22 protein-coding genes are annotated in these 24,786 nt (G+C 60.2%); 5 read left to right on the forward strand and 17 right to left on the reverse strand.

Features of this window, described 5'->3' with window-relative positions:
* Nucleotides 1-116 precede the first annotated feature (116 nt).
* From ABRP98_RS04590 to ABRP98_RS04605, 4 genes are all read right to left on the reverse strand, one after another.
* Nucleotides 117-440: a putative quinol monooxygenase gene (locus ABRP98_RS04590; protein ID WP_005279956.1), complete on the reverse strand. Its 324-nt coding sequence runs from the start codon at nucleotides 438-440 to the stop codon at nucleotides 117-119.
* Nucleotides 441-539: 99 nt separating this feature from the next.
* Nucleotides 540-1,118 carry a hypothetical protein gene (locus tag ABRP98_RS04595; protein WP_284770636.1) on the reverse strand — a complete coding sequence of 193 codons (579 nt, stop codon included), beginning with the start codon at nucleotides 1,116-1,118 and terminating at the stop codon, nucleotides 540-542.
* 136 nt (nucleotides 1,119-1,254) lie between these two features.
* The gene (locus ABRP98_RS04600) at nucleotides 1,255-2,988 is read right to left on the reverse strand and encodes an alpha/beta-hydrolase family protein (protein ID WP_349857749.1); all 1,734 of its coding nucleotides are present in this window, start codon (nucleotides 2,986-2,988) and stop codon (nucleotides 1,255-1,257) included.
* Nucleotides 2,955-4,763 carry an ABC-F family ATP-binding cassette domain-containing protein gene (locus tag ABRP98_RS04605; protein ID WP_349857751.1) on the reverse strand — a complete coding sequence of 603 codons (1,809 nt, stop codon included), beginning with the start codon at nucleotides 4,761-4,763 and terminating at the stop codon, nucleotides 2,955-2,957. The genes ABRP98_RS04600 and ABRP98_RS04605 overlap by 34 nt, the downstream gene beginning before the upstream one ends.
* 91 nt (nucleotides 4,764-4,854) lie before the next feature.
* Between ABRP98_RS04605 and ABRP98_RS04610 the strand changes: the two genes are divergently transcribed.
* Nucleotides 4,855-6,168 (forward strand): hypothetical protein, encoded by a 1,314-nt coding sequence (locus ABRP98_RS04610; RefSeq protein ID WP_349857752.1) that lies wholly within the window; start codon nucleotides 4,855-4,857, stop codon nucleotides 6,166-6,168.
* A gap of 54 nt (nucleotides 6,169-6,222) precedes the next feature.
* On the opposite strand, the gene ABRP98_RS04615 is transcribed toward ABRP98_RS04610, so the two are convergent.
* The 4 genes from ABRP98_RS04615 to ABRP98_RS04630 form a co-directional block, all read right to left on the reverse strand.
* On the reverse strand, nucleotides 6,223-7,203 hold the full coding sequence (locus ABRP98_RS04615) for a 4-(cytidine 5'-diphospho)-2-C-methyl-D-erythritol kinase (RefSeq protein WP_349857754.1): 981 nt from the start codon (nucleotides 7,201-7,203) through the stop codon (nucleotides 6,223-6,225).
* Nucleotides 7,200-8,063 (reverse strand): 16S rRNA (adenine(1518)-N(6)/adenine(1519)-N(6))-dimethyltransferase RsmA, encoded by an 864-nt coding sequence (gene rsmA, locus ABRP98_RS04620; RefSeq protein ID WP_349857755.1) that lies wholly within the window; start codon nucleotides 8,061-8,063, stop codon nucleotides 7,200-7,202. The genes ABRP98_RS04615 and rsmA overlap by 4 nt, the downstream gene beginning before the upstream one ends.
* Nucleotides 8,064-8,156: 93 nt before the next feature.
* Nucleotides 8,157-9,332, reverse strand: a complete 1,176-nt coding sequence (locus ABRP98_RS04625; protein ID WP_349857758.1) for a resuscitation-promoting factor — start codon at nucleotides 9,330-9,332, stop codon at nucleotides 8,157-8,159.
* A gap of 274 nt (nucleotides 9,333-9,606) precedes the next feature.
* Nucleotides 9,607-10,443, reverse strand: coding sequence for a TatD family hydrolase (locus tag ABRP98_RS04630; protein WP_349857760.1), 837 nt, complete (start codon nucleotides 10,441-10,443; stop codon nucleotides 9,607-9,609).
* A 25-nt stretch (nucleotides 10,444-10,468) separates the two neighbouring features.
* On the opposite strand from ABRP98_RS04630, the gene ABRP98_RS04635 reads away from it, so the two are divergent.
* Together ABRP98_RS04635 and ABRP98_RS04640 are read left to right on the forward strand one after the other, a co-directional pair.
* Nucleotides 10,469-10,963, forward strand: a complete 495-nt coding sequence (locus ABRP98_RS04635; protein ID WP_349857762.1) for a GNAT family N-acetyltransferase — start codon at nucleotides 10,469-10,471, stop codon at nucleotides 10,961-10,963.
* Nucleotides 10,964-10,973: 10 nt separating this feature from the next.
* Nucleotides 10,974-11,474 carry a GNAT family N-acetyltransferase gene (locus ABRP98_RS04640; RefSeq protein ID WP_349857764.1) on the forward strand — a complete coding sequence of 167 codons (501 nt, stop codon included), beginning with the start codon at nucleotides 10,974-10,976 and terminating at the stop codon, nucleotides 11,472-11,474.
* A gap of 95 nt (nucleotides 11,475-11,569) precedes the next feature.
* Here ABRP98_RS04640 and metG read toward each other — a convergent pair whose 3' ends face one another.
* The 3 genes from metG to rsmI form a co-directional block, all read right to left on the reverse strand.
* Nucleotides 11,570-13,402 carry a methionine--tRNA ligase gene (gene metG, locus ABRP98_RS04645; protein ID WP_284853819.1) on the reverse strand — a complete coding sequence of 611 codons (1,833 nt, stop codon included), beginning with the start codon at nucleotides 13,400-13,402 and terminating at the stop codon, nucleotides 11,570-11,572.
* 134 nt (nucleotides 13,403-13,536) lie between these two features.
* Nucleotides 13,537-15,393 carry a BCCT family transporter gene (locus ABRP98_RS04650; RefSeq protein WP_284770625.1) on the reverse strand — a complete coding sequence of 619 codons (1,857 nt, stop codon included), beginning with the start codon at nucleotides 15,391-15,393 and terminating at the stop codon, nucleotides 13,537-13,539.
* A 282-nt stretch (nucleotides 15,394-15,675) separates the two neighbouring features.
* A complete protein-coding gene (rsmI, locus tag ABRP98_RS04655) occupies nucleotides 15,676-16,524 on the reverse strand; it encodes a 16S rRNA (cytidine(1402)-2'-O)-methyltransferase (protein ID WP_284783467.1) in 849 nt (282 codons plus the stop codon).
* Between the two features lie 24 nt (nucleotides 16,525-16,548).
* Here rsmI and pmt point away from each other — a divergent pair, with 24 nt between their 5' ends.
* On the forward strand, nucleotides 16,549-18,174 hold the full coding sequence (gene pmt / locus ABRP98_RS04660; RefSeq protein ID WP_502878783.1) for a protein O-mannosyltransferase: 1,626 nt from the start codon (nucleotides 16,549-16,551) through the stop codon (nucleotides 18,172-18,174).
* A gap of 20 nt (nucleotides 18,175-18,194) precedes the next feature.
* On the opposite strand, the gene ABRP98_RS04665 is transcribed toward pmt, so the two are convergent.
* Both ABRP98_RS04665 and ABRP98_RS04670 read right to left on the reverse strand, forming a co-directional pair.
* The gene (locus ABRP98_RS04665) at nucleotides 18,195-18,896 is read right to left on the reverse strand and encodes a zf-HC2 domain-containing protein (RefSeq protein ID WP_349857766.1); all 702 of its coding nucleotides are present in this window, start codon (nucleotides 18,894-18,896) and stop codon (nucleotides 18,195-18,197) included.
* Nucleotides 18,883-19,296, reverse strand: a complete 414-nt coding sequence (locus ABRP98_RS04670; protein WP_349857768.1) for a DoxX family protein — start codon at nucleotides 19,294-19,296, stop codon at nucleotides 18,883-18,885. The genes ABRP98_RS04665 and ABRP98_RS04670 overlap by 14 nt, the downstream gene beginning before the upstream one ends.
* 171 nt (nucleotides 19,297-19,467) lie before the next feature.
* Here ABRP98_RS04670 and ABRP98_RS04675 point away from each other — a divergent pair, with 171 nt between their 5' ends.
* Nucleotides 19,468-20,127: a DNA-3-methyladenine glycosylase I gene (locus tag ABRP98_RS04675; RefSeq protein ID WP_349857770.1), complete on the forward strand. Its 660-nt coding sequence runs from the start codon at nucleotides 19,468-19,470 to the stop codon at nucleotides 20,125-20,127.
* On the opposite strand, the gene sepX is transcribed toward ABRP98_RS04675, so the two are convergent.
* The 4 genes from sepX to ABRP98_RS04695 all read right to left on the reverse strand — a co-directional run bounded on the left by sepX (nucleotide 20,128) and on the right by ABRP98_RS04695 (nucleotide 24,781).
* The gene (gene sepX / locus ABRP98_RS04680) at nucleotides 20,128-21,591 is read right to left on the reverse strand and encodes a divisome protein SepX/GlpR (RefSeq protein WP_349857772.1); all 1,464 of its coding nucleotides are present in this window, start codon (nucleotides 21,589-21,591) and stop codon (nucleotides 20,128-20,130) included. It lies immediately after the preceding gene.
* A gap of 145 nt (nucleotides 21,592-21,736) precedes the next feature.
* Nucleotides 21,737-22,447 carry a GNAT family N-acetyltransferase gene (locus tag ABRP98_RS04685; RefSeq protein ID WP_284623141.1) on the reverse strand — a complete coding sequence of 237 codons (711 nt, stop codon included), beginning with the start codon at nucleotides 22,445-22,447 and terminating at the stop codon, nucleotides 21,737-21,739.
* The gene (gene glp / locus ABRP98_RS04690) at nucleotides 22,447-23,781 is read right to left on the reverse strand and encodes a molybdotransferase-like divisome protein Glp (RefSeq protein ID WP_126318628.1); all 1,335 of its coding nucleotides are present in this window, start codon (nucleotides 23,779-23,781) and stop codon (nucleotides 22,447-22,449) included. Before glp ends, ABRP98_RS04685 begins: the two co-directional genes overlap by 1 nt.
* A gap of 73 nt (nucleotides 23,782-23,854) precedes the next feature.
* A complete protein-coding gene (locus tag ABRP98_RS04695; RefSeq protein ID WP_284831685.1) occupies nucleotides 23,855-24,781 on the reverse strand; it encodes a UTP--glucose-1-phosphate uridylyltransferase in 927 nt (308 codons plus the stop codon).
* Between the last annotated feature and the right edge of the window lie 5 nt (nucleotides 24,782-24,786).

The raw sequence follows: 24,786 nt of genomic DNA on the forward strand, positions 1-24,786 counted from the left end.
ACTTCGTGCTCTCAAAGAAAACTACTCCCTACTAGTCGGTAACTGATTTCTCAGTCCAACTAATGGGGAGCAGTTCAGGTTGACATGAGTGCGGGCTTTAGTACTAGGCAGCGAGATTAATCGACGGCGAACTCGCCCATCTTGTCCCAACCGGTGCGGCCATCGATGTGGACGTTGATGATGTCTGGGGTCTCTACGAGGTACTTGGGGAATTCGTCGCAGGCGCGCTTGAAGTGCTCGCCCTGAACGTGCTCTACGTCCTTGCCATCTGCGTAGGACTCGAGCAGCAGGAAGCGCTGAGAATCTTCCGGATCGCGGTACCACTTGAAGTCGATGCAACCCGGCTCGGCGTTGCAAGCCTCGGTGTACCAGTTGATCTCATCAAGGAAAGTATCGGCGTATTCAGGCTTTACGTGGAACTGTACGTTAATCAAAATCATGCCCCCGATTCTATCAATATTGTTCCCACTGCGTCATGGCTGCTCTGCCATGCGCGCGGGCCTCGGAAGAATCGGGGGCAGGTATCGCGGGAATAAGAACTAGTTGAGGAAATATTCCGCGATGTAGATGAACTCGCCATCAAAGGCAGTAGCGACGCCGTAACCGTACTCGGGTCCGGGGGTTACCTCGAGGCCCCGGTTGAACCAGTTGAGGCGCTCCTGGGCTTGTTCTTCAGACAGACGGTAGACGTTGCCTTGACCCTCATCGGTGTGGGTCACGCCGCTTGCCACGTCGCCGTAGTACGTAAGCTCACCGCCTGCACCCTGGTTTGCCCATTCCTGTGCGATAGCGGTTGCGGTCTCATCTGGGTGGTGACCAGCCTGGGCTAGGTGATCGGCGGTGGCTACCTGCAAGTCAGCGGCAACCTGCGGGGCCTCGAAGGCCTGTGGCTCCGGAGCGGCTTCAGTCGTAGGCGCTTCTTCCGCTGCTACTTCCGGTTCAGCTTCAGGTGCGGCCTTTAGAAAGCTGGGCAAAGTAACGTTGTACTTTTCAGCAAGGGTGGAAACCTGCTGAACCTGCGGGGCCGCGGTAAGCTCCGCAGAAGCCACTGCCGTGGTACCAGACAGGGCGAGTACGGTGGTCAGGACTGCTGCGGTGGCGCTTCGAATCGGCTTCATGATTTTCAGCTTGTCATAACTTTTCAGAGGGCGAAAGCATATCGCCGGTTCCGCCCCACTTCGATATGGCTTTGTTATACAAGCGGTGCTCTGCGTGCTCTGGGTTACCTCGCGGGGTTAAGAAGCCCTAGGAAGCCTAATAAATACCAACATCGAGTTCATTGAATTGCCGCTGCAGCTCCTCCGAATCAATGGAACGGGCAAGATCGGGCCCGGCGATGGCCGCAAATCCATCGAGGACAGAGTTCCCGTAATTATGGCCCACCCCATCGGGAACATCCTTGGCTCCGGGTAGATCCGCAGCAATTTGTAGGTAGGTAATAATAGGCATCCACTGCATCACGCGCTCACGCGAATAGGGGCTGTCTTCTTTCATCCAATCCGGCTCTTTGAAGGCCAATCCGGGCGACCACCAGCTCACAGGATCGGAAGGGTGCTGAATATATAGCATGCGGGTCCTGCCCCACTCCGCTTCCGGAACGCGTCCCCAGCGGCGGACTTGGTCCACCTCGTTGGCAAAACGGACCACGAGCCCGCCGGCGTAGACCGGCGAGATTTCTGTCGACCCGGGATCACGGCGCTCCACAAACTGCGAGCGCAACTGGTTAAAGTGCGGCGGGCCGGTCAATAAGATGCCGTCGACGGAATTAGCGATATCGCGCACGCCAGAAAAGGCGGCCTCGATGCCGGTTGTGCCTAAGGACTCGCCGTAGAGGTAGAGCTTGGGCCGGTCATCTTCGGGCAGCGAATTCCACCAGTCCACGACGGGGTTGATGAACTCTTCCCCGGCGCGTTCTACTTGGCCGCCGCCCCCAAGGAAGTGGAAAACGGACGGCATGGCGGAATACTGCGCTGCAGCAATGGCGGTATCCCCTCCATAGAGCAGTTCGAAGGCTTGCGCGGAATAGGACGATACCCAGCCGGTACCGGTGGTCATGGTCAACAAGAGGGCCTTGCGGTCTTGGGCGTGGGTGCGCTCGAGTTCATCGATAAGCAATTGCGCCCGCCCCTCATTGGAATCGCGGTTGCCCAGACCGGCGTAGGCGCGGATGGGCTCCTTGGCGGGTTTACCGGTGACCTGTTCTAGCTCGGCCTTATGCGCCCCGGAGCTTAGGAACCGGGAGCCTTGCAGGCCTACGCCGTTCCAGTCGACATCGGAAGTAGGCGATCCGGAGCGCTCGCTGAGGGTGGGGCGCTGGGTATCCGGATCAGGGTCGGCGTTCTGGGCGGTAAATACCCTATCGCCCAAGCCCACGATGGCACCGGGAATGATGTTTTCAATGGTGTAGATAGCGATGACCGCAACGATGAGTACTGCCCCGAGGCGGCGGTATGTGGAGCGGAACCGCTGCGGGAAGCGCCGCGCTAACCAGCGCACCAGAAAGATAATGGAGCGCAGGATGAGCAGGAAGACGGTAAATACCGCCAGCGCCAGGGGCACCACCAGCAGGTAGCTGGTCATGGACGGCGCGGGCACGGAATATACGTTCGCGAGCTCGTGCTGCCAGCGCACGGCGATAATGACGAAACCGACCATCCAGGCTATGAACGCACCTGTGGCGATGCGCGCGAGCAGCCGGTAGCGCTTTGGTTCCCACGCAGAGGCAGCAAGCCAGGGATACTTATCCGACCATTTGCTAACGACGAAGCGGTACCACACCAGTTTCACGCCGATGCCCACCACGTAGCCAAACCCGGCGGCAAGGCCCGAAATCAGGCCCTGATAGGGCCAATCGCGGGGCAAAATGGAAGGAGTAAGGCCCAAGGTAGACAAAATGGCGGCGCCGATAATTCCCCACGGATCTAAGTAGCGGACAATATCGGCGATGCGAGCTTCTACTGCTCGAGCTTCTCCCCTAACTCCAGCCATTCCATCTCCAAATCCTCATAGGCGCTGCGGTTGTCCTTTAATTCCGTATCGAGGCGGGTCATCGCTTCGGTATCGACTTCTTCTGCCGCCGCAGCCAATTTCTCATTGATCTGCGCAGCGGATTTTTCCAGCTTCTGCATCTTTCGCTCAAGGGCATTCATCTTCTTGGTGATTTCGCGCTCTTGCTGGGAAGAAAGCTTCTTCTCCTGCTTCGGTACCGCCGCCTCCGACTTCTTTTCTCCCAGGTTTATAACCCCAGCGTTCTTGCCGGCCTCGATTTCTTCGCGCTTGCGCAGATACTCGTCGATGCCGCCGGGAAGGTTCGTCAGGTTGCCATCACCAAAGAGCGCGTACGTATTATCCGCAATGCGCTCGATGAGGTAGCGATCGTGCGAAATAACCACCAGAGTACCCGGCCAAGAATCGAGTAAAGATTCCAATTCCTGGAGCGTATCGATGTCCAGGTCATTAGTGGGCTCGTCTAGCAGCAAAACATTGGGTTCTGCCATGAGCACGCGGGTGAGCTGGAGGCGGCGGCGCTCGCCACCGGAGAGGTCACCGACCGGGGTGCGCTGGCGCTTGGCGGAAAAGCCAAGGCGCTCGGCCAGCTGGGAAGCGCTGAGCTCCTTTTTGCCTAACTGCACGTAGGTGGCAACATCCTCGACGGCATCGAGAAGCCGGCGCTGCGGATCCAAGTCATCGAGTTCCTGGCGCAGCCAGCCCAAGCGCACGGTTTGGCCCTCGATGCGCTTTCCGGCCGCGAGCTCGTATTCACCGGCCAGCGTGCGCAGCAGCGTGGTCTTTCCGGAGCCATTGACGCCGACGAGACCAATGCGCTCGCCCGGGGCCAAGCGCCAGGTGAGGTGATCGACCAAGGTGCGGCCATCCGGGGACTTCACGGTGGCATCTTCTAGCTCGATGACCACGCGGCCCTGGCGCTGTTTGGAAAAGGACATGAGCTCGACCTTGTTGCGCGGCTCGGGAACATCAGAAATAAGCGCTTCCGCGGCCTCAATCCGGTAGCGCGGTTTCGAGGTACGCGCCGGTGCCCCGCGGCGCAGCCACGCCAATTCCTTGCGGGCCAAGTTTTTGCGGCGTTGCTCCATCGCATCGGCCTGGCGGGCGCGTTCGGCGCGGGCGAACGTCCAGTCGTTGTATCCGCCCTCGTATGCATCGACCGTGCCGTCGTGGACCTCCCATGTCCAGGTGGCAATGGTATCGAGGAACCAACGATCGTGGGTGACCACGATGACGGCGAGGTTGCGCTTGAGCAGGTGGTCAGCCAGCCACTGCACGCCTTCCACGTCCAGGTGGTTCGTGGGCTCATCGAGCACCACGAGGTCTAGATCCTGCACCAGCGCGGCGGCAAGGTTGACGCGGCGGCGTTCACCACCGGACAGGGAGCTCACGGGAGTATCCAGCCCCAGGTCCACGATACCAAGGCCGCCGAGCACGTCGCGCACCTTGGCATTGGAGGCCCATTCGTAGGTCTCGAGCTCGAGGGGTTCAATGATCGCCTGCGCGATGGTGAGCTCTTCGGGCAGGTCAAAGCGCTGCGTCACCACGGCCATGCGCAGATCCGAGGTGTGGGATACGCGGCCGGAATCCGGCGGCTCAATACCGGTGAGCACTTCCAGCAGGGTGGTCTTGCCGCCGCCGTTGACGCCCACGATGCCGATGCGATCCCCGGTTTGTACGCCGAGGGATACCCCATCAAGGAGAGTTTTTAAGCCATAGGACTTGGTGACTTGCTCGAGGTTAATCAGGTTTGCCATAACAGGGACTCATCTTAATACCTCCCTACCGCCACCCCCGCATTCCCAAACATGTTGCTACCGAATTTCACTTGCAATACTCTGCGTGTGTATGAAGAAGCACACACTTACCCTCTGCACTATCCTCTCTGCCTCAGCGCTCACCATCGCTTCCTGCTCGGCGCCGGAAGAAGATACCGACGCCCAAAACCCCAACGAGGCCACCACCGCGGAAAGCCACGAACACGACCATGACCACGATCATGAGGGTCACTCCCACGACGGCATGGAGGCCGAAGAGGGCCAGACCGAGGTAGCCCAGCTTCCCACGCGCATCGTCTTCTCCCACGCTGATGGCCTGACCACCTACGATGCCAAATCCGGCGATAACCTCGATGAAGAGGAGATGAATTCCTTCCTTCGCCTCAATGACGCTGGCAATGACCGCCACGTCATGGTGACCAAGGGCGATAACTTCCTCACCTACGACACCGGCCGCATCACCAAGGCTCACGGCGACCACAACCACTACTACACCGCGGATCCAGAGCTGGGCGATGACAAAATTAAGGCACCCCACGCTGGCCACGTAGTCCACCACGATGGTTTTACCGCCCTATTTTCTGATGGCGATGGCGTAGCCAAGATTTATAAGACCGAAGACATTGGCTCCAAGGACGCCAAGCCCGTCAACACCGTCAAGACCGGCGAGGCGCACCACGGCGTGGCCGTCCCGCTTAAGGATGGCTCCGTGGTCATCACCAAGGGCACCGAAGACGAGCGCCACACCATCCAGCACCTGGACAAGGACGGCAAGGTCTTGGATGAGACCACCGAGTGCCCCGGCGTCCACGGCGAAGCAGCCGCAGGAAATGGCAAGCTTTTCTTCGGCTGCGAAGACGGCCCCGTAGTCTTTAACGGCTCCAAGTTCCACAAGGTAGACGTCTCCGACTATGCCGGTGCCGATGGCTACCAGCGCTCCGGAAACTCCGCGGGATCCGAGGAATCCAATGTCATCTTGGCCGATAACAAGACCGAGAAGGACGCCGATTTCGAGCGCCCCACCTCGGTAACCTTGATCAATACCGAGGACTACTCCGCCAAGAAGGTGGACTTGGACGGCTCTTACTGGTTCCGCTCTCTAGCACGCGGTCCTATGGGCGAGGCCCTGGTGCTGACCACCGATGGCAAGCTCAATGTCATCGACCCTGACTCCGGGGAAATCACCAAGCAGATCGACGCGATTTCCAAGTGGAAGGAAAACGAGGAGTGGCAGCAGCCGGGCCCAATCCTGAAGGCCGCCAATGGCTATGCCTACATCACGGATGCACAGAAGAAGGAGCTCGTCGTCATCGACCTCTTGCGCGGTAAGGAAACGGACCGCTACGAGCTGGACTTCGAGCCCACCGAAATGGCCGTGCTCTAAGTTTCTAGCGCTCTAGTGCTCGTGCTTGGCGATGCCCATCCCCATCGCCCCAAGCTAGAGCACTTCCGCACCCGCAGCCGGGCCCTGGGCTACAACGCCCTTGGTGCCCGGTATTTCTATGCTGACCTGTGTTGCAACTTCTTCCGCGTCTTCGCGGGTGGCACATAAGAACGCGCAGGTGGGCCCGCTGCCGGAGACGATGCCGTTGAGCGCACCCGCATCCATGCCCGCCTCCAAGGTCTTGCGGAGATCTGGGCGCAGCGATAGCGCGGCGGGTTGCAGGTCATTGTGCAGGTGTGCTGCCACGCGGTGGGCATCGCCGGAGATAAGCGCCTGGGAAATCTCCGTCGTATCAAGCGCCGACGCGGCAACCCGCCCCGCATCGCGCAATTCATCGAGCTTGCGAAATACGCTAGGTGTCGATAGGCCACGATCGGAGGCGATCAGCGCCCAGTGATAGGTGCCCCTGGTCATCATGGAGGTCAACTGCTCCCCGCGCCCGGTACCAAGCGCCGTGCCGCCCAGCAGAGTAAACGGTACGTCGGAGCCAAGAGCGGCGCCCAAGGCATCCAGAATGTGCTCTCCTACCGAATCGATTCCGTAATAACGGCCGTAACAGCGCTCGGCAAGGCGCAGCGCCGCCGCAGCATCCGCGGAACCGCCTGCCATGCCGCCGGCGGTGGGAATTGCCTTGTGAATCTCAAGTCCCACCTCCGGAATTTTGATTCCCCCGCGGATGACATACAGGTGCTGCATGATGCGGTCCACCGCGGTCCACGCCAGGTTCGTGTCATCCTCGGGCACGCCCGCCGCATGCGGACCGGATACCTTGAGGTACTGCACGCGGGGTTTATCTACTTCGGCGTTGCCTAAATCAGTCAGCGTTACCGTATCGTGCAGGCTCAGGGACTGAAAGACCGTGACCAGCTCGTGAAAGCCATCCTCCCGCGGTTCGGCCACGCCAAGGTGCACATTGACCTTGGCGTGCGCATGCGCTGTATGGGTTATCGGCTCGTTTCCGTGTGGTGCGCTCACTGTAGTCCTGCCAATCGTACAAAGTCTGCAACAGCGAGCTTCTCCCCGCGCTGCTTCGGATCGATTCCGGCCGCGCGCAGGGCCTCCTCTGCCGCCGAGCCGGAACCATAGTGGCCCGATAGTGCGGCGCGGAGGGTCTTGCGGCGTTGGGCAAAGGCAGCATCGACAAGCGGCCAAACCGCAGCGCGCGCGGCATCGTCGACCGGCCAGGGCGGGGTATCGAAGACATCGATGCGCACCAAGCCGGAGGCGATATTGGGCGCGGGCCAAAAGACATTCTTGCCAATGGTCCCAGCCTGGCTCACCGTGCCATAAAATCCGGCCTTCACGGAAGGCACGCCGTAGATCTTGCTGCCGGGTTCCGCCGCGAGGCGCTGTGCCACCTCCAGCTGCACCATGACGAGCACGCGGCGGATGGAAGGAAACGTCTCCAAAAAGTGCAAGAGCACCGGCACCGCCACGTTATAGGGCAGGTTGGCCACCAGCGCCGTAGGAGCCGCTACATCCTCACTGGTCACTTGCAGCGCGTCCTTTTCCACCACGCGCAGGCGCTCAGCGTAGTCGGCGGCGCGTTCGCCCACTGTATCCGGCAGCTGCGCTGCCAGGCGCGGATCGATTTCCACCGCGGTGAGATCCTCAACAGTCTCCACCAGCCCTAGGGTCAGTGACCCCAACCCGGGGCCGACCTCCACGACGCGGTCTGCGGGATCCAGGTCCGCTGCCGCGATGATGCGGCGAATGGTATTGGGATCGTGGAGGAAATTCTGTCCCAATTTCTTGGTGGGCGTGATATCCAGTTTCTCCGCTAAAGCTCGGATTTCTACTGGGCCTAAAAGCGCGGCGCCCGGGGAATCAGTCATGTTCTCTAACCTAGTAGAAGAATGCAGAAAGTCGCACCCCGCGCCGTGTTGACGCGGGGTGCGACGCAGAATGCGCGGTGCTGCGCGTGCTTTTTAGCGCAGACCCAACTTGGCGGTACATGCAGGCCATGCACCCCAGCCCTGGGAAGCCTGCACCTTTTGTGCCACGGCAATCTGCTGCTCGCGTGTAGCCTGCCAAGCCTCAGGCGCGTATTCGGTGCCGCCGAAGCCAGCCCAAGTGGACGGTGCGAATTGCAGGCCGCCGGAGAAACCATTGCCGGTATTGATGGACCAGTTACCGGTGGATTCGCACTGCGCGATGGAATCCCACACGGAGCCATCAGCCACGGCGGGGGCAGCCGCGCCCGAGTTACCGCCTTGCGGCTCCGGCTCCGCCTGCTTGGTGCCGCGGGCAATGGTCGCAGGCTTTGGCCCTACAACGACTTCATCCTTGATGACTTCTTCGGACTCCTTCTTGCCGTTCTTCAGGACCACCTTGCGGGTGATTTCGCGCTTGCCCTTTTCGCCTTGCTCGCGCACCTCTTCAGCGCCAGCTTCCAGCTCAGGGTCATCCACGTAATGCGGCTCGGCGTCGAATTCCTCAGTGACATCCTCGGTCTGAATGTCTATCCGCTCAACCTTGATAGACATGCCCTCGGTGACCTTTTCTTCCTTGGCTGGGAAAACGCGGTCATCCTCATCGAGCTTGATACCGCGCTCCTTGAGCACATCGTCCACGGTCTTGGCGGCAATCTTGGTGTAGGTGTTCTTGCCCCCATCGTTGATCTTGATGATCTTGGGGGAAACGACCTCTAGATCCATGCCATCTTTTAGCTGGGTATCTTTATCCACGTTATCCTCGCCAGACTTCACGGCAGCTCCCGGGTTTACGCCCTGTAGGTTATTGAGCAGATCAGACACGGTGAGATCAGTAGTAGAAAGCTGCTGATGTTCACCATCGATGGATACGGCAACCGGCTTGGCGGTGCGCACGGAGATCTCATCGCCATCGGTCACGGACTCAGACGGGGCGGGCGATACGATGTCCTCTTCGCCCACCTGGACGCCGGCGGCCTGCAGGGCGCCGTCCACGTCCTTGGCAAAGGTAGCCAGCTCTACCTTGTCGCCGTTGACGTCTACGACCAGGTCTTTCTGCGCAGCAATCGCCACGACACCGCCTACGGCGAGGGTGCTCAAGACGCCACCCGTTGCCAGGCGCAGCGGCAGGGAACGTGAATTATTGATGCGCTTAATGTGGTGAGGTGCCATGTGTAGTTAATCTCCGGTAGTGCTGTCTATCCAGTATCACAATTGTTACCGCTGGCTAGGAAACCAGCGGCGGTGCCCCGCTACTGCCCCGACTGTGGAGCAGCACGGTGGGAAGGTAGAGGCATAAAGCCTCAACGAACAATCAATAACAATACGATAACGAGTAAGGAAAGTCGAGAAACGCTGCGCCACAGCTATAACTGGCGAAAACAGTTGTCACATCAAGCACCCATATCACCAGCGACCAGCGGCTTTAATTTTGTGACAATCCTCACTACTGCCCTGTGTTGAGCCCATACACGCGGTCAAATGTCTCATTGACCTCCGCCGCCAATGCCTGAGTGGTCTGGTGGCGCACCCGGGCGATGCAGTCATAGGTATGCCCGATGAGGGATGGCTCGTTGCGCTGCCCGCGGAACGGCTCCGGGGTCATAAATGGCGCATCTGTTTCCACGAGCAATTGCCCCGCCGGGGCCAGCGCGGCCGCCTGACGCAACTCCGCATTGCGCTTGAAGGTGATATTGCCGGCAAAGGACAAGACGTAACCGCGCTCGAGCGCTTCTTCTGCCACGCGCAGCGGCGAGGAGAAACAGTGTAGCATGACGGTCTCAGGCATGGGGACATCAGCAAGAATGCGCAGCAGATCTTGGTCCGCCTCGCGGTTGTGGATCATAAGGGTCTTGCCGGTGCGCACCGCCAGATCGATATGCCAGCGCAGGGATTCTTCTTGCTGGACCAAGCTCGCGGTGGTCTCCGGTTCGTGGTGGACCCAATAGGCATCCAGGCCGGTCTCGCCCACCGCCACGCACTGCGGATCCGCCACCATTTCCTCCAACGCGGCTTTGGTGGGCGCATCTAGCTCATTCGCCTGCACCGGGTGGATGGCGCAGGCGGCATACACATTGGGAAACGCGTGCGCGGTGGCAAGAGCTGCTTCGGACTCGCGGCGGTCATCGCCTACCGTCACCAGGCGGGATACCCCGGCGGCGCGGGCGCGGTTGACCAGCACCTCATCGGTATCTTTATGCGAGAAAAGGTGGGTATGCGCATCGCTGAGGCCGCTGAGCCCTGGGGCCGGAATGGGAGTAGGACGTGGCTTCTTTTTAGACATACCCGCAATTGTAATATTGGCAGCTATGTTGATCAGACCAGCGGACCTGAGCGATGTCCCCGCCATGACCGATACCCTCAACTGGGCCATCGAGCATACTGATGTCATCTTTGATTCCACCCCAGCCACCGTGGCCGAGCGCGAAGAACACCTGCGCCACATCCAGGACATGGAGTGCCCTTTCCTCGTTGCCGAAACCGACGAAGGCGAATACTTGGGCTGGGCGCTCTACCACCCCTACCGCGATCCCCGCATCTGGCAGGGCTGCTATGAAACCACGATTTACCTTTCCCCCAATGTCCAGGGCCAAGGCGTGGGCACCGCCCTTATGGGCGAACTGATGGACCGCGCCCGTGCGGATGACAAGGTGCATGCGCTGCTCGCCTTGATCGTGTCTACTAATACGGCATCATTAAAGTTGCATGAAAAGTTCGGGTTTGAAAACGTGGGAACTCTCAAAGAGGTAACCTACAAATTCGATCACTGGCTTAGCCTCACCCACTTAGAACTTCTGGTGTAAAGGACTTTTGATGCATATTCGCCCCGCCGAGCTTGCCGATGCCCCCTCCATTTCCGCCATCTACAACGCCGCCTCCGCCGCTAAACCGGCCAATAACCTCATTACCTGGCAAGAAGAGGTCTCTGACCGCGAGGATTGGCTAAAAGACATGGCCAAGGCGGGCTCGCCCGTGCTCGTTGCCGTGGACGATGATGAAATCATCGGCTGGGCGGCCTACTTTCAATTCGTCACACCCGCCATCTATTACGGCACCGTCGAAGATTCCGTATATATCTCCCCCGCAGCCCAGGGCAAGGGCGTGGGCTCTGAGCTTCTCGATGCCCTCATGGACATCGCCGCCGACGATCCCTACATAGAGACCATGATTACCTACATCGTGGATACCAATGCCGGTTCCATCGCACTGCACAAGAAGTTTGGGTTTAAAGAAACCGGCCGCATGCCCAATATCCACACCAAGGACGGCGTGCGCTTAGGTCTGGTTCACTTGCAGCGCGATTTCTCGCACTAGGCAGAGCCTTTGAGGCATAACAAAAGCGCGGTGACCTCCCCCTTTCATAGGGACTGGCCGCCGCGCCTTTGTGTGTCTAGCGGGGAGCTACCGCGCTAGTTCATCACCGGTGCCCATTCCGGGCCGGTCTCGCCAAGCTCTGGATCAAGCTTGGAAATCAGCGGCTTCGGCTTTGCCAAGGTCGTACCCGGTGCCACCTGGATGCGCTCCCACTTGGCCTGCTGCTGGGTGTAGTCACCCATAATCACCGGATATTCGTGGTTTTCTGGCGGAAGCCCCGCCCCCACGAGCTCAACCGGGATATCGTCCTTAACCTCGCGCACCTCAGGCTGCGCAGCCCATTCGCCGGTGCGACCCAAGGTCTCGTGCACCTTTTGCGCGGTAAACGGCAGGAATGGGGTGAGCATGACGTTGCAGTCAGACACGACCTGCAGGGCGGTCCACAAAACGGTGGCCAGGCGCTCGCGCTGGGTTTCATCCTTGGCCAGCTTCCACGGCTCCTGGGAGGCGATATACGCATTCGCCTCGCCCACCACGTGCATGATGGAGACGATGGCCTGCTTGAACTTGGATTGCTCCAGCAGGTTACCGGCGGTGGTAAAGGTCTCCTCCGCCAGCTGCAAAATGGCCTCGTCGCGCTCCTCTAGGGCTGCTGGAACCGGAACCTCGCCAAAGTTCTTGTGCGCCATGGACACGGTGCGGTTGACCAGGTTGCCCCAGCCATTGGCCAGCTCATTATTGACGCGGCGCACGAATTCATCCCACGTAAAGTCCGCGTCATTATTTTCCGGGCCAGCCACGGCAATGAAGTAACGCAGCGGATCCGGCCCGAACTCCGCAAGGAAGTCCTTAACGTAGATCACCACGCCCTTGGACGAGGAGAATTTGGAGCCGGACATCGTCAAGTATTCCGAGGAGACGATTTCCGTTGGCAGGTCCAACTCACCGTACTGGTGCAGCTCGCCGCCCTTGGCACCCTTTCCGGCATAGCCCAGCAATTCCGCCGGCCAGATCTGCGAGTGGAAGGTGATATTGTCCTTGCCCTGGAAGTAATAGTGGCGGGTTTCTGGGTCCTGCCAAAATTCCTTCCATGCCTCCGGCTGGCCGGTGCGGTGCGCCCACTCGATGGAAGCGGACAGGTAGCCCACGACGGCATCGAACCACACGTATAGCTTCTTCGCGTTATTGTCCTGCCAGCCGTCCACCGGAATGGGAATGCCCCAGTCAATATCGCGGGTCATGGTGCGCGGGCGCATATCCTCCAGCAGGTTCAGGGAGAATTTCAGCACGTTCGGGCGCCAATCCTCGCGGGTGGAAAGCCACTTTTGCAGCTCGTCCTTAAGAGATGGCAAATCCAGCAGGAAGTGCTCGGTCTCCACGAACTGCGGCGTTTCGCCGTTGATCTTGGATACCGGGTCAATGAGGTCTACTGGGTCCAGCTGGTTGCCGCAGTTATCGCACTGGTCACCGCGGGCGCCATCCGCGCCGCAAATGGGGCACGTGCCCTCGATATAGCGGTCCGGCAGCGTGCGGCCGGTGGACGGAGAGATTGCCCCCTTGGTAGTCTCCTTCAGCATGTAGCCGTTCTCATTGAGACCCTTGAACAGCTCCTGCACCACCGAGTAGTGATTACGGGTGGTGGTACGGGTAAAAAGGTCATACGACAAGCCGAGGTTAGCCAGATCGTTGACGATCTGACGGTTATAGCGATCCGCGAGTTCGCGGACGGATACACCCTCTTTATCAGCTTGGACCAGCAACGGGGTGCCGTGCTCATCCGTACCGGAGACCATGAGTACGTTGCGGCCACGCATTCGCTGGAAGCGAGCGAATACGTCAGAGGGAACGCCAAAGCCAGCCACGTGACCGATGTGGCGCGGGCCATTGGCATATGGCCAGGCAACATTTACTACTAAAGACTCAGTCATGGAGTCCAGTTTATCGAAGCACCTGCACGAACACACGTTGAGGGCACATTACCTCTCCCACCGAAAAACGCCCGCCTCCCTCCCAACTCTGGGAAAGCGGCGGGCGCTGCTACCGAAGGCGGTAGATGGTCTATCTACTTGCGCTTCATCGGGTTCTTCAAACGCTCGTTGCGGCGCTTCTTGAGCACCTGCGTGCGCTGGTAGTCGCGGTGCAAGCGGCGCTCGCGGGCCATCTTGCGCTGGAACTGCTGCGCCTCGCGGTACTCGAGGTAAATGATGTCCTGGCTCAAGTCCTTGTAGATGGCGAACATCAAGCCAATGACGATAAACAAGAACGGCAGCGCCGCCACGATGGTGACGTTCTGCAGGTTGGACAGCGCGTCCTCATTGACCAAAAGCAGGGTGAGGCCAACGGCTGCGGTCAGGGCACCCCACATGGCGGAGAGCCACGGCTTCGCGGTTGCGGCACCGTTTTGGGTCATCGAACCCATCACGGTGGAAGCGGAGTCCGCGGAGGTAATGAAGAAGGTGGACAGCAAGATGACGGCGACGACGCCGGCAATGAAGCCACCAGGCAGGTTGTGCAGGAGATTAAACAGCTCTACCTCGGCGGATTCGCCGGTGATGGATTCGCCGTTTTGCTCCATGTGGATTGCGGTGCCGCCGAAGATGGCGAACCACAGTGTGGAAACGCCGGCTGGGATGAGCAGGACGCCTAGGCAGAACTCGCGGACGGAACGACCGCGGGAAATGCGCGCCAAGAACATGCCCACGAACGGGGACCAGGAGACCCACCATGCCCAGTAGAAGATGGTGTAGCCAGACAGCCACTCGCCGGCGGTGCCGTTTTCGGATTCTGCGGTACGGCCGATCATCTCGGTGAAGTAGTTGAAGTAGTTACCGATGGATCCTGGAACCTGGTTCAGGATGGTCACCGTTGGGCCCAAGATGAAGACGAAGATGGCCAGCACCGCAGCCAAGACCATGTTGGCATTGGACACGTACTGAATGCCCTTGCCCACACCGGACAGTGCGGACAGTAAGAAGGCCAGGGTCAGGACCAAGACAATACCGATAACCACGGACTGGGTTGGGTTATCGATGATGCCGGATGCCTCCAGGCCAGCCTGGATCTGCAGCGCGCCAAGGCCCAGGGAGCAGGCGGTGCCGAAGACGGTGGCGAAGATGGACAGGATGTCAATGAATTTGCCCAATCCGCCGTTGGCCCGGCGCTCGCCGATGAGCGGGACGAAGGCCTGGCTCAGCAGCTGCTTGCGGCCGATGCGGTAGGTGGAGTACGCGATGGCCAAACCAACGATGGCGTACACAGCCCAGGGGTGCAGCGTCCAGTGGAACATGGCATAGGCCATGGACGATCCCACGTTTTCCGTTCCCCGGCCGGGAGTGCCGTCGCGGTAGTTCGCGAGCGGCTCGGAAGCGCCGTAGAACATCAGGCCGATGCCCATACCGGCAGCGAACATCATGGCAATCCACGAAGGCGTGGAAAATTCCGGTTCCTCATTAATATGGCCCAACCTGATGGAGCCAAACTTGGAGGAAGCGATGAAGATAACGAAGGCCACGAAGACGGTGCCAAAGAGCACGTAGGCCCAACCGAACTTATCGACGACCCACGTCAGGGCCGCGGAAGAAAAGTCCGCGAAGTTATCCGGTGCGGCAAGGCCCCAGATAACGATGGCGGCAACGAGCACACCCGCAATCCCCATGATGGTCCAGTCAATCGGGATATTATCGCGGTCTGCGGCGATTTCGATTTCCGGATCGTCATACTCTTCGGGGTGGAACCCCTCAGAGTTGATCATGTCCTGGATCTGGCTCGTCGCCGTCTGCTCGTCCAGTGCCTCTTCTACCGTTTGATAATCCTCAATCGGCTGATCACTCGAAGCAGTAGAGGTGGTCCCAGCAGGCGCTTCACCGGGCCCCTTTCCTTCTTCGGGCACACCAGTGCCGTTATTTTCAGTATTAGTCATGCTCTCTACAGTGGCGGCGCGACCCCAATTTTTCAAACCGTTTTGTTAACAAAACCCCAGCTTACGCACATTTTTGGGCATTTCCTTAAGGCTTCCTGCACGCCCATAGGCTGCATATCCCCACGTAGACAGCTTTTAGGCGTCACACGCCCGAGAAATATAACGATTCGATAACATATATAAAAGCATGAAACCACCTGTTAGCACGCCTAATTGTGACGTTTTATACGCTGCATAGAAATAACCTGCGGACAGCTCAACAAGTGTTCAATTAGCGGACCGTCAGCGGGCATCCAACGCGGCATCGTATAACTCCCGATTCGACACCCCAGTCCCCTTGGCGGCCTGCTTGCACGCGTCCTTCAAGCGCATGCCGGCCGCGGCCAACTCCAAGGCCTGCGGGACAAGGTCAGCGGCGGTCACGGCAGCGCCGGTTCCGCCTTCGATGACCACGGTAATTTCGCCCTTGACTCCCTCGCTCGCCCATTCGGCCAGCTCAGCTAACGAGCCGCGGCGCACTTCCTCGTACGTCTTGGTCAGCTCGCGGCAGACCGCGGCGAGTCGATCGCCGCCGAGGACCTGGGCGGCATCGGCAAGCGTCTCGGCGATGCGGTGGGGCGATTCAAAAAACACGATGGCGCGTTTTTCATTGCGCAGCGATTCCAGCCATGCCTTTCGCGGACCGGGCTTGCGCGGAGGGAATGCATCGAAGAGGAAGTGGCCCACGCCCAGGCCAGACAAGGCAAGCGCCGTGGGCACCGCTGAGGGGCCCGGGAAACACGTCACGGGAATATCTCTTTCGGCGGCCGCGGCCACCAGTGACAGGCCCGGATCGGAGATGATCGGCATGCCGGCGTCGGTGACCACGAGGACGGTGCCGTGCTGGGCGGCATCGATAAGCTGCTGCGCACGCGCCTGTTCATTGTGGTCGAAGTTGGATACCACGGATCCGGACATCTCGATCCCCAGGGCCTGCGCCAGGTTGCGCACGCGGCGGGTATCTTCGGCAGCGATGACATCCGCATGCGCCAATGCCTGCATCAGGCGCGCCGAAGCATCACCGACATTTCCCAAGGGCGTGGCGGCAAGGATAACGCCGCGCGGAAGTGGTTCCAGACCTAAAGCTGACATGCCTCTAGCATTCCACATTCTCCTATGCGCCCGCGCGCAGGCTCGTCGCCTAAACTCTTCTTCGTGACTATTGCTACCGCTGCCCCCGCTAGCTCACCGCGCACCCCACATAACCGCGTGATGCCACCGGCACCGCGTACCTACACGTGGGGCAAGGCCGATTGGATAAGCACAGGCATCATCGCCGTTCTCGCGCTGATTACCCGGTTCGTGGGGCTTACCGCACCGGTGTCCCAGGGCACACCCGTCTTCGATGAAAAGCACTATGTGCCCCAAGCCTGGGACATGGTCAAAAGCTGGGATAACTTAGTCATCGGCGGCATCGAGACCAACCCGGGCTTTGGACTCGTGGTTCACCCGCCGCTGGGAAAGCAGATCATTGCCTTTTCAGAATGGGTCTTTGGTTATACCCCGCTGGGCTGGCGCTTGATGACGGCCCTCTTCGGCGTCGGCACCGTCCTGATGACCATGGCGCTGGCTCGCCGGTTGTCCTTTTCCTGGCAGGTGGCTACCTTTGCCGGCATTTTAGCCGTGTGCGATGGCGTCCTCTTGGTCTCCGCAAAATTCGGCATGCTGGATATCTTCCAGGTCTTTTTTATCGTCGCCGCTGCGTGGGCGCTTGCCCACGATCATCAACAAATGCGCGAGCGCCTCCACCAAGCCCTGTTGAACGACGGGATGGGCACCTCCCCATTCGGACCGCGCTTTGGCTTCCGGTGGTGGCGCTTTACCGCCGGCGTCTTCCTAGGACTATCGCTCGCCGTGAAGTGGTCTGGGCTGTACTACATCATGTTTTTCGGGTTGCTCTGCGTCTTTAGTGATCTCTCACTGCGCCGCAAGTATGGCATTCGCCGCTATATCGTGGGCACGCTCATCCGCGATACTCCCGCGGCCCTCGCTTCTCTGGTGGCCGTGCCCGTGCTCATTTATGTGTGGAGCTGGCGCGCGTGGTTTGCCTCAGAGACCGCGGTCTACCGGCACGCCAAGGTGGATGGAACCATCGGGGAAGACTCGTGGCTCATGCACTTACCGGAGCCGGTGGCCGGCTGGTTTTATTACCACTTATCCGTATTGGATTTTCACGCCAGCTTGACCTCTTCTGGTGGTCACCACCACCCTTGGGATTCAAAGCCGTGGGCATGGCTGGCTGGGGCTCGGCCCATTTTGTACTACTCCAGTACGAACCTAGAGTGCAGCGGCGGTGGCGAATGCCGCAAGATGCTCTACCTCTTTGGTACCCCGGCGATCTGGTGGCTGGTAGTCCCCGTGGTCCTTTGGGGACTGTGGTCGCTTATCATCCGCCGCAACCGCGCCTTCCTCATTCCCCTCGTGGGCTTCGCGGCCGGGTTCCTCCCGTGGCTAGCTGCCTTTGACCGGCAGATGTACTTCTTTTATGCCACCGCATTTATCCCGTTTGTCATTGTGCTTCTTGCCCTCACGCTGGGCCAGATGGTCGGACGCGGTAAGCCCATGAGGTGGCGCTGGATAACGCGAATCGTTGGTGGGACGATGCGGCGGGGAACGCTTGCCGCCGCCTGCTACCTGGCGCTGGTGGTCGCGATGTTCTTCTACTTCGCGCCCATCTTATACGGCTTCATCATCCCGGAATCTTGGTACCAGTCCATGATGTGGCTGCCCAGCTGGAAATAGGTAGCAGGAACCCGTGCGCCTTAGTGCGGCTGCGCGTTGAGGGATTTCCACCACGCGCGCACCAGGTAGCCCTTCTCGGCCGCCCACGCCCAGGCCAGGCTCACGGTTGATAGCGCGGTGGCAATAAGCAAATAGACCTGCTCCATAGTGACGGTCCCCAGCGCAATATCGCGCACGCCAAAGCCAAAAAGAAACGCAAACATTGTGGCGGATACCGGGAACAGCCCGGTCACAGACGCTGGGCGCCACGCGCTCCACAGCAGGCCACACGCCATGCCAAAACGCACGGCCGCGCCTTCCATCAGCAGGTTGGCGCGCTCTGGATCGGCCGCAGGATCCAGAACCGAACCTTCTGCGCCCATCGGCACCAGACCGGATGCCCGCACCACTTGCACGATGGCCCACACCGCAAAGACAAGTCCCATGACCACCAAAGCGATGCGCGCCACCGTGAGGTTGGCTTGCCTGGCGCTCGAGGCCCGCTTCCACTCCGGTTCTACCCCTGCGAGGATTACCTCAGAAAGGTCGGTCGGCGGCGCCATGCCGGAATCCGCCGGTTCCACGAAGCTTAAGGAACGCGATAGCGCCGCTGCCTTATCGCGAAAGGCCCGGCACTCCGCGCAGTGTTCAAGGTGAGCGTCGATGACGTCAGCGGAAAGCTCCGCTTCTTCCCCATCCAGCTGGGCGGAAATCGCCGCTTGCACTTGGCTATGCGTCAACATTGCTTAACGCCCTATCCAAGCTCGCCCGACCAGAACCAAAAATAACGATCATCAGCAGTGACATGCACAGAACCAAGGGGTACTCGATGCCACCGTCGCCAGCAAAGAGGCCATTGCCCCAGTGCACGAAGTACAGCGCGCCCACCATGTCCACGGCCAGCGCCGCAGCGGCAAAAGTGGTCAACAAACCAATGACGAGGAAGGCGCCGCCTACCATTTCCCCGATTGAGGCGGCATATCCGGCAATCTGTGGCTGCGGGATGCCGAGGACAGAAAACTGCCCCACAGTCTCATCCATTCCGTCCATGAACATCTTGTCCACGCCGTGCGCGATAAAAATGAGTCCGAGGACCAACCGAAAAAGCAGCAATGCGGCATCACGGACGGCAGGTCTATTCATGGTCAATAGACTACATCGAATGCCCACCCCAACGCGAAGACGCCACCGCCCCACCCGCCTAGCTCGCGATTTCACCATCTAGCAAGACTCACGCTGCGCCCATCCAGCAATCGCTGCTTCAATGGGAAAGACAAAGACAATAGGCACGACATATCAACAGGAGAACCTCCCATGGACACTGAAACCACCACCGAAGAACGTACCCCGCTGGCCTACGACGAGCACGGGGTAGCCCGCACGCCGTGGGCCGTGACATCGTCACTTCTAACGGATTATTACGATACCGAATGGGGCCTTCCCATTAGGGACGAGGCCGGTCTTTTTGAGCGCCTGAGCTTGGAGTCCTTCCAGTCTGGGCTTTCCTGGGCCGTGGTATTAAAAAAGCGCCCCGCCTTCCGCGAGGCCTTTTGCCACTTTGATCCGGACAAGGTTGCGGCATTCGGTGAGGCCGAGGTGGAGCACTTGCTTGCCGATGCCTCCATTATCCGCAACGAGCCCAAGATCCGCGCCACCATCAATAATGCGAAAGCCACCATTAAACTACGCGAGGACGGCGGCTTAGCGGATTTCATTTGGAGCTTTCAGCCCGCAGAAAATATCTATCCCGAGGTTATGGAGGATATCCCGAAAAAGAGCCCCGAGTCGCAGGCAATGTCGCGGGAATTGAAGAAGGCCGGTTTTAAGTTCGTGGGGCCGGTGACCTGCTTTGCGCTCATGGAGGCTATCGGGATGGTCGATACCCATCTCTTGGGCTCTCACCGCCGGGCTACCTCCGGCGTATGGCCGGAGGAAACCGAAAAGCTCCACGGAAGGGAGAATGCAGCCGACTAATTATCCCGCGCGTCGAGCGGCCAGGTCATCGCGGCGACCTACCCCATCGGGCCCGGCGTGTGGGCCATCAAAGTCACCGTCTTCATCGTCGCTGTAGCTTAAGGGAAGGTGCTCAAAGTCGGGGCTTTCATCGTCGATTTCGACGACGACCGCACCCGGACGGCGCAGGTTGCGGGGGATCTTCAACGCCTCATCATCGGTATTGTGAACGCCCAACCGCGCCCGGCGCAGGTGCTTTACGCGGCGGCGCAAGAGTGCTTGCTCTTGGCGGACTTGTGCGCGCAACGCCACCAGATAGATGCCGGTCAGAACGCCGACGATACCTGCCAGCCACCAGGTCCATCCGCCAGCCACAATGCCGAGGGCCACGGTGAGGACCACTGCGATGGCTAAGCCGATAAGCGTGCGCTGGCGACGCTGGTAGCGCGTAGCGGACTTTTCCTTATCCGCCACTGGGTCCCAGCCTCCGCGGCCAAGGCGGCGCTGAGCAAAAGCTACCTCGTCTTCAGAAAGGTCTGTATTCAGCGCCGCGTCCTCAGAGCCCTGGGCACCGTACTCATCGGCTTCTGCCGATTCCTCGGCTGCACCGTCGTTGTCTGCCTCTTCCGAACCGGTCTCTGCGGTGTCCGTTTCTTCGGCATCGATAACAGGAGCGGGATCGACCGCACCTGGGTACATCAGGTCTACCGGGGAGGTATAGGTCTCGTCGTAGTCGTACGCATCCTCAGCAATGTCTGCTGCCACCGGCGCAGTGAAAGACTCGGTGGAATCGGCAGCCACATTCCTGCGGCGGCGCTTGCGCTTTGCACCACCTTCTTCCCCGCCGGCGCGCTCATCATCAAGCAAGACATCATCGGCATCATCAAGGTCCGCATCTGCATCGACGGAGGCCTTGGACGTACGCGCGCTATCGGCGGCAGTGGTGGCATCGGTGGTATCAGCGGTGTCAGCAGCCGCAGCCGGAGTCACCGATTCCTCAATGACTTCACCCTCAATGGTCTCTGCAGCGTCTTCAACTGGGGCGGAGTGTTCATCGTGCGCGTCCGCCCTGTCCTCGTCGGTGGCAGAGCGGAATGCGCAGCCACCAACGCCGAAGGGTTGCGCCCGGGCGCGGCGGGCAGCACCGGCGATGGTCCGCGACTGTGCGCGGGAAGCGCGGCCCTCTGCTTCATCCTCGATCAGCACGTCATCGACGTCTACCTCGCGGTCTGAGTCCTCAGTGGAAGCGGGTACAACCTCGTAGTCTTGGTCTTCATCCGCAGCACTGCGGTGCACATCATCGGCCCGCAAGCGCGGGCGGCGGCGGCCGGCAACATTGCCGGAATCGCCGGAAAAGAGCACGCGGGTATCCTCAAAGGCCTCTCCGGTGTGGCTCATCGGGCGATTGCTCCTGCCTAGGAGGCACGGCGCGAGCACGAAGAGCCACACCACGATGATTGCAATAACTGGCACAGCTGTGGACACGACTTAAGGACCTTCCCTTGGGGTGCAGATGATTACTCCACTCTAATCGCCAAAACCGCACTTTAGGGGCCACAGAAGCCGCAAATTACAATGTTGTTACTTATGTGAAAATTGAGAAAGCATTACTCGGAATTAAGCATGCTTTTCATACCAAACGCCCAGCTTGGCGCAGCCGCTCAACCGCCGTGGATGAGAAGTCTTCCTTGACTAGGGCCACGAAATGATGATCCCGCCAGGCGCCATCGATATGCAGGTTGCGGCGCAAATACCCCTCGGAGCGAAAGCCGTTGGCCCCCAGCACGCGCCCGGAGGCGGGGTTTTGCTCCAAGTAGGTGGCGGTCACTCGGTGCAGGCCTACCCGCCCAAAGGCGTGATCCACGCCCAAGGCCGTGGCCGCGGTGGCGACGCCGGCACCCTGCACGGCGGAATAGACCCAATAGCCAATCCAACAGTCCCGGATGCTGCCGTGCTGGATATTGCCGAGCGTTACCTGGCCGACGAATTTTCCCTCGAGCTCAATGGCCAAGGGGATCACCTGCGCATCGCGCGCGGAGTTGCGCAGAAAAATGAGGTAATTCCACCAGGCCCGCGAGCTGTGGGCCTCTGTCCAAGTGGTCGCTTGGGTCGGCTCCACCGGCCGGAGCAATGGTTCATCCTCAATGCGCTGGCGCCGCCACTCGGGACCATCCGAGCGCAGCAAGGGGCGCAGCCGCATTCGCCCGCCAGACGGCAGTGTCCCCGAGGAAGGAAGCTGCACCGTCGGCGTCGCTTCCGGCCAACCGGGATGCAGATCATCAGTGGGCCCGGTGACTGGATGGCGCAGCTTGGCTGAGGCGGTACCGAAAGGGTCAAGCATTAGCTGCGCTGGGTCAGAAATAAGACGTCAACAACATCGCCCGGGCGGATCTCGGTGACTTCCTCTGGCACGCGGATCATGGCGTTGGCCTCGGAAAGTCCGGCCAGTAGGTGCGCCGGCGCGCCGGTCGCACCGCCAAGGCCCTCAACCAGGTAATCGGCGGTCTCGGCATCGCGCATCAAGCGGGCGCGGATGAAACCACGGCGCCCGGGGCGGGAATCAATGTGGTTGAGCGCGCGGGCACGCACCACCCGGCGGTGGGCGTTGCGCTTGCCCAAGGCCAGGCGAATCAAGGGGCGAATATAGATTTCGAAAATAACCAGCGACGATACCGGGTTCGAGGGAAGGAGGAAGGTGGGGATGCGTTCATCTCCTACCAGCCCAAAACCTTGCACGGATCCTGGGTGCATGGCCACGCGGGAGGTATCGATATCGCCGATTTCCGCCAAAATCTCGCGGATTTGCTCGGCACCGGCGCCACCAACGGCACCGGTAATCACGAGGGCCTCGCTGCGCGTGATATGGGTTTCTAGCACTTCCCGGATGCGACGGGGCTCGCCTTCGGCAATGCCCACGCGGACCACGTCCGCCCCCGCTTCTTTTGCAGCGGCAGCCAAGGAGTAAGAGTTCACATCAAAGACTTGGCCTAGGCCCGGTTCCTTGTCCACATCAACGAGCTCGCGGCCAAAGGACACGATGGTCACACGGGGTCGCGGATAAACCAGCACCTTGGAGCGCCCCACGGCGGCCAGCAGGCCAATCTGCGCCGGGCCAAGGACGGTGCCGGAGGACACAGCGACATCGCCGGGCTGAATATCATCGCCCACGCGGCGGACGAAGTCGCCCGAGCGCACCGTCCGGTGCGCCGTGATGCGCTTGCGGCCGCGATCGGTCCACTCGAGGGGCAGGACGGCATCGGCAAGCGTGGGCAAGGGCGCGCCCGTATAGACGCGTACGGCCTGCTTGGGCTGCAGGCGCAACGGCTGCTTCGAACCGGCCGGAACCTCGCCCACGACGGGCAAGGAGCGCTCGACCTCGGGTGGGGCGGGCTGCGCGGCGGCGTCCTCGGCCTGCTCGGCAGATCCCTCCCCTTCGCTGCTTTCCTGGTCCTGATTCTTCGGGCGGCGCACCTTCAGCCCGCGCTCGCCGCCGATATCAACGGCGCGAACCGCATACCCATCGATGGCCGCCTGGGGAAAGCCCGGTAAGGGCTGATTGGCCTGCACCTGCTCGGCGCACATTAACCCCAGCGCATTAGAAATGCTCATCCGCACCGGCTCCGGGGTCGTCGCCGCATCAGTAACCAGCGCCAACTGGTCATCTACTGAACGCATACGGTCTCTGCCCGCCCTTTCTTCTTGCCCTTTTACCTTGCTTCCCTCAACGCACGTGCGCGCGGCAAGATAGTTAGTTAAGGCCTTGTTCCGCCTCGAAATCGGACATGATTTGTTTAATAGCTTTATACAGCGCTGGGCCGTATTTTTCATCGCGCAGGCCAAAGTCCACGTTGGCTGGGATATAGCCACCGGGGTTGCCCAAATCGTGGCGCTTGCCCTCGTGGACCACTACGTGGACGGGCTCGCCTTCCTCAATGAGCAGCTCGATGGCATCGGTAAGCTGCAATTCCCCGCCCTTGCCCGGTTCGATCCGGCGCAGCGCATCAAAGATCTTGCGGTCCAAAAGGTAGCGCCCCGTAGCAACCAGGTTGGACGGTGCGTCCTCCGGGTCCGGCTTTTCTACCATGCCGATAACCTTTTTCACGCCCGGCGCGTCAGTATCTTCTACGTCGAATACGCCGTAGTTAAACGTCTGTTCCTGCGGCACCGCAAAGGCGCACAGCACGCTGCCGCCGAGCTCGGCGCGAACGCGCGCCATATCCGCCATGACGGTGGCCGGCAATACGATGTCATCCGGCAGCATGACGGCAAAGGAGTCCTCGTCTTCTGCCAAGACTTCTTCCGCCAGCCCCACGGCATGGCCCAAGCCCAAGGGCTTTTCTTGCTCTACCGCGATGGGCTCAATGAGCTGGTGGGCGCGGTTGACCTTGGCTACCTGCTCATCCTTGCCGCGGGAATCTAAGGTTTCTACCAGATCCGGAAATTCCGCAAAATGGCGCATTACTTCTTGCTTTTCGGGTGCGGTAATGACCGCAAGGCGGCGCGCGCCCACAGAGGCTGCCTCCTCAGCAATCAATTCGATGCCGGGAGTATCCACAACGGGCAGCAATTCTTTGGGGACGGTTTTCGTGGCGGGCAGAAAGCGGGTGCCCATGCCAGCCGCTGGAACTACAACCGTGGTGATTCCGGTGGCGGAATCTTCGAGTTCATTAGCCATGGATC

The sequence above is a fragment of the Corynebacterium sp. KPL2838 genome, from assembly GCF_040225455.1.
Classification (GTDB): Bacteria; Actinomycetota; Actinomycetes; order Mycobacteriales; family Mycobacteriaceae; genus Corynebacterium; species Corynebacterium rhinophilum.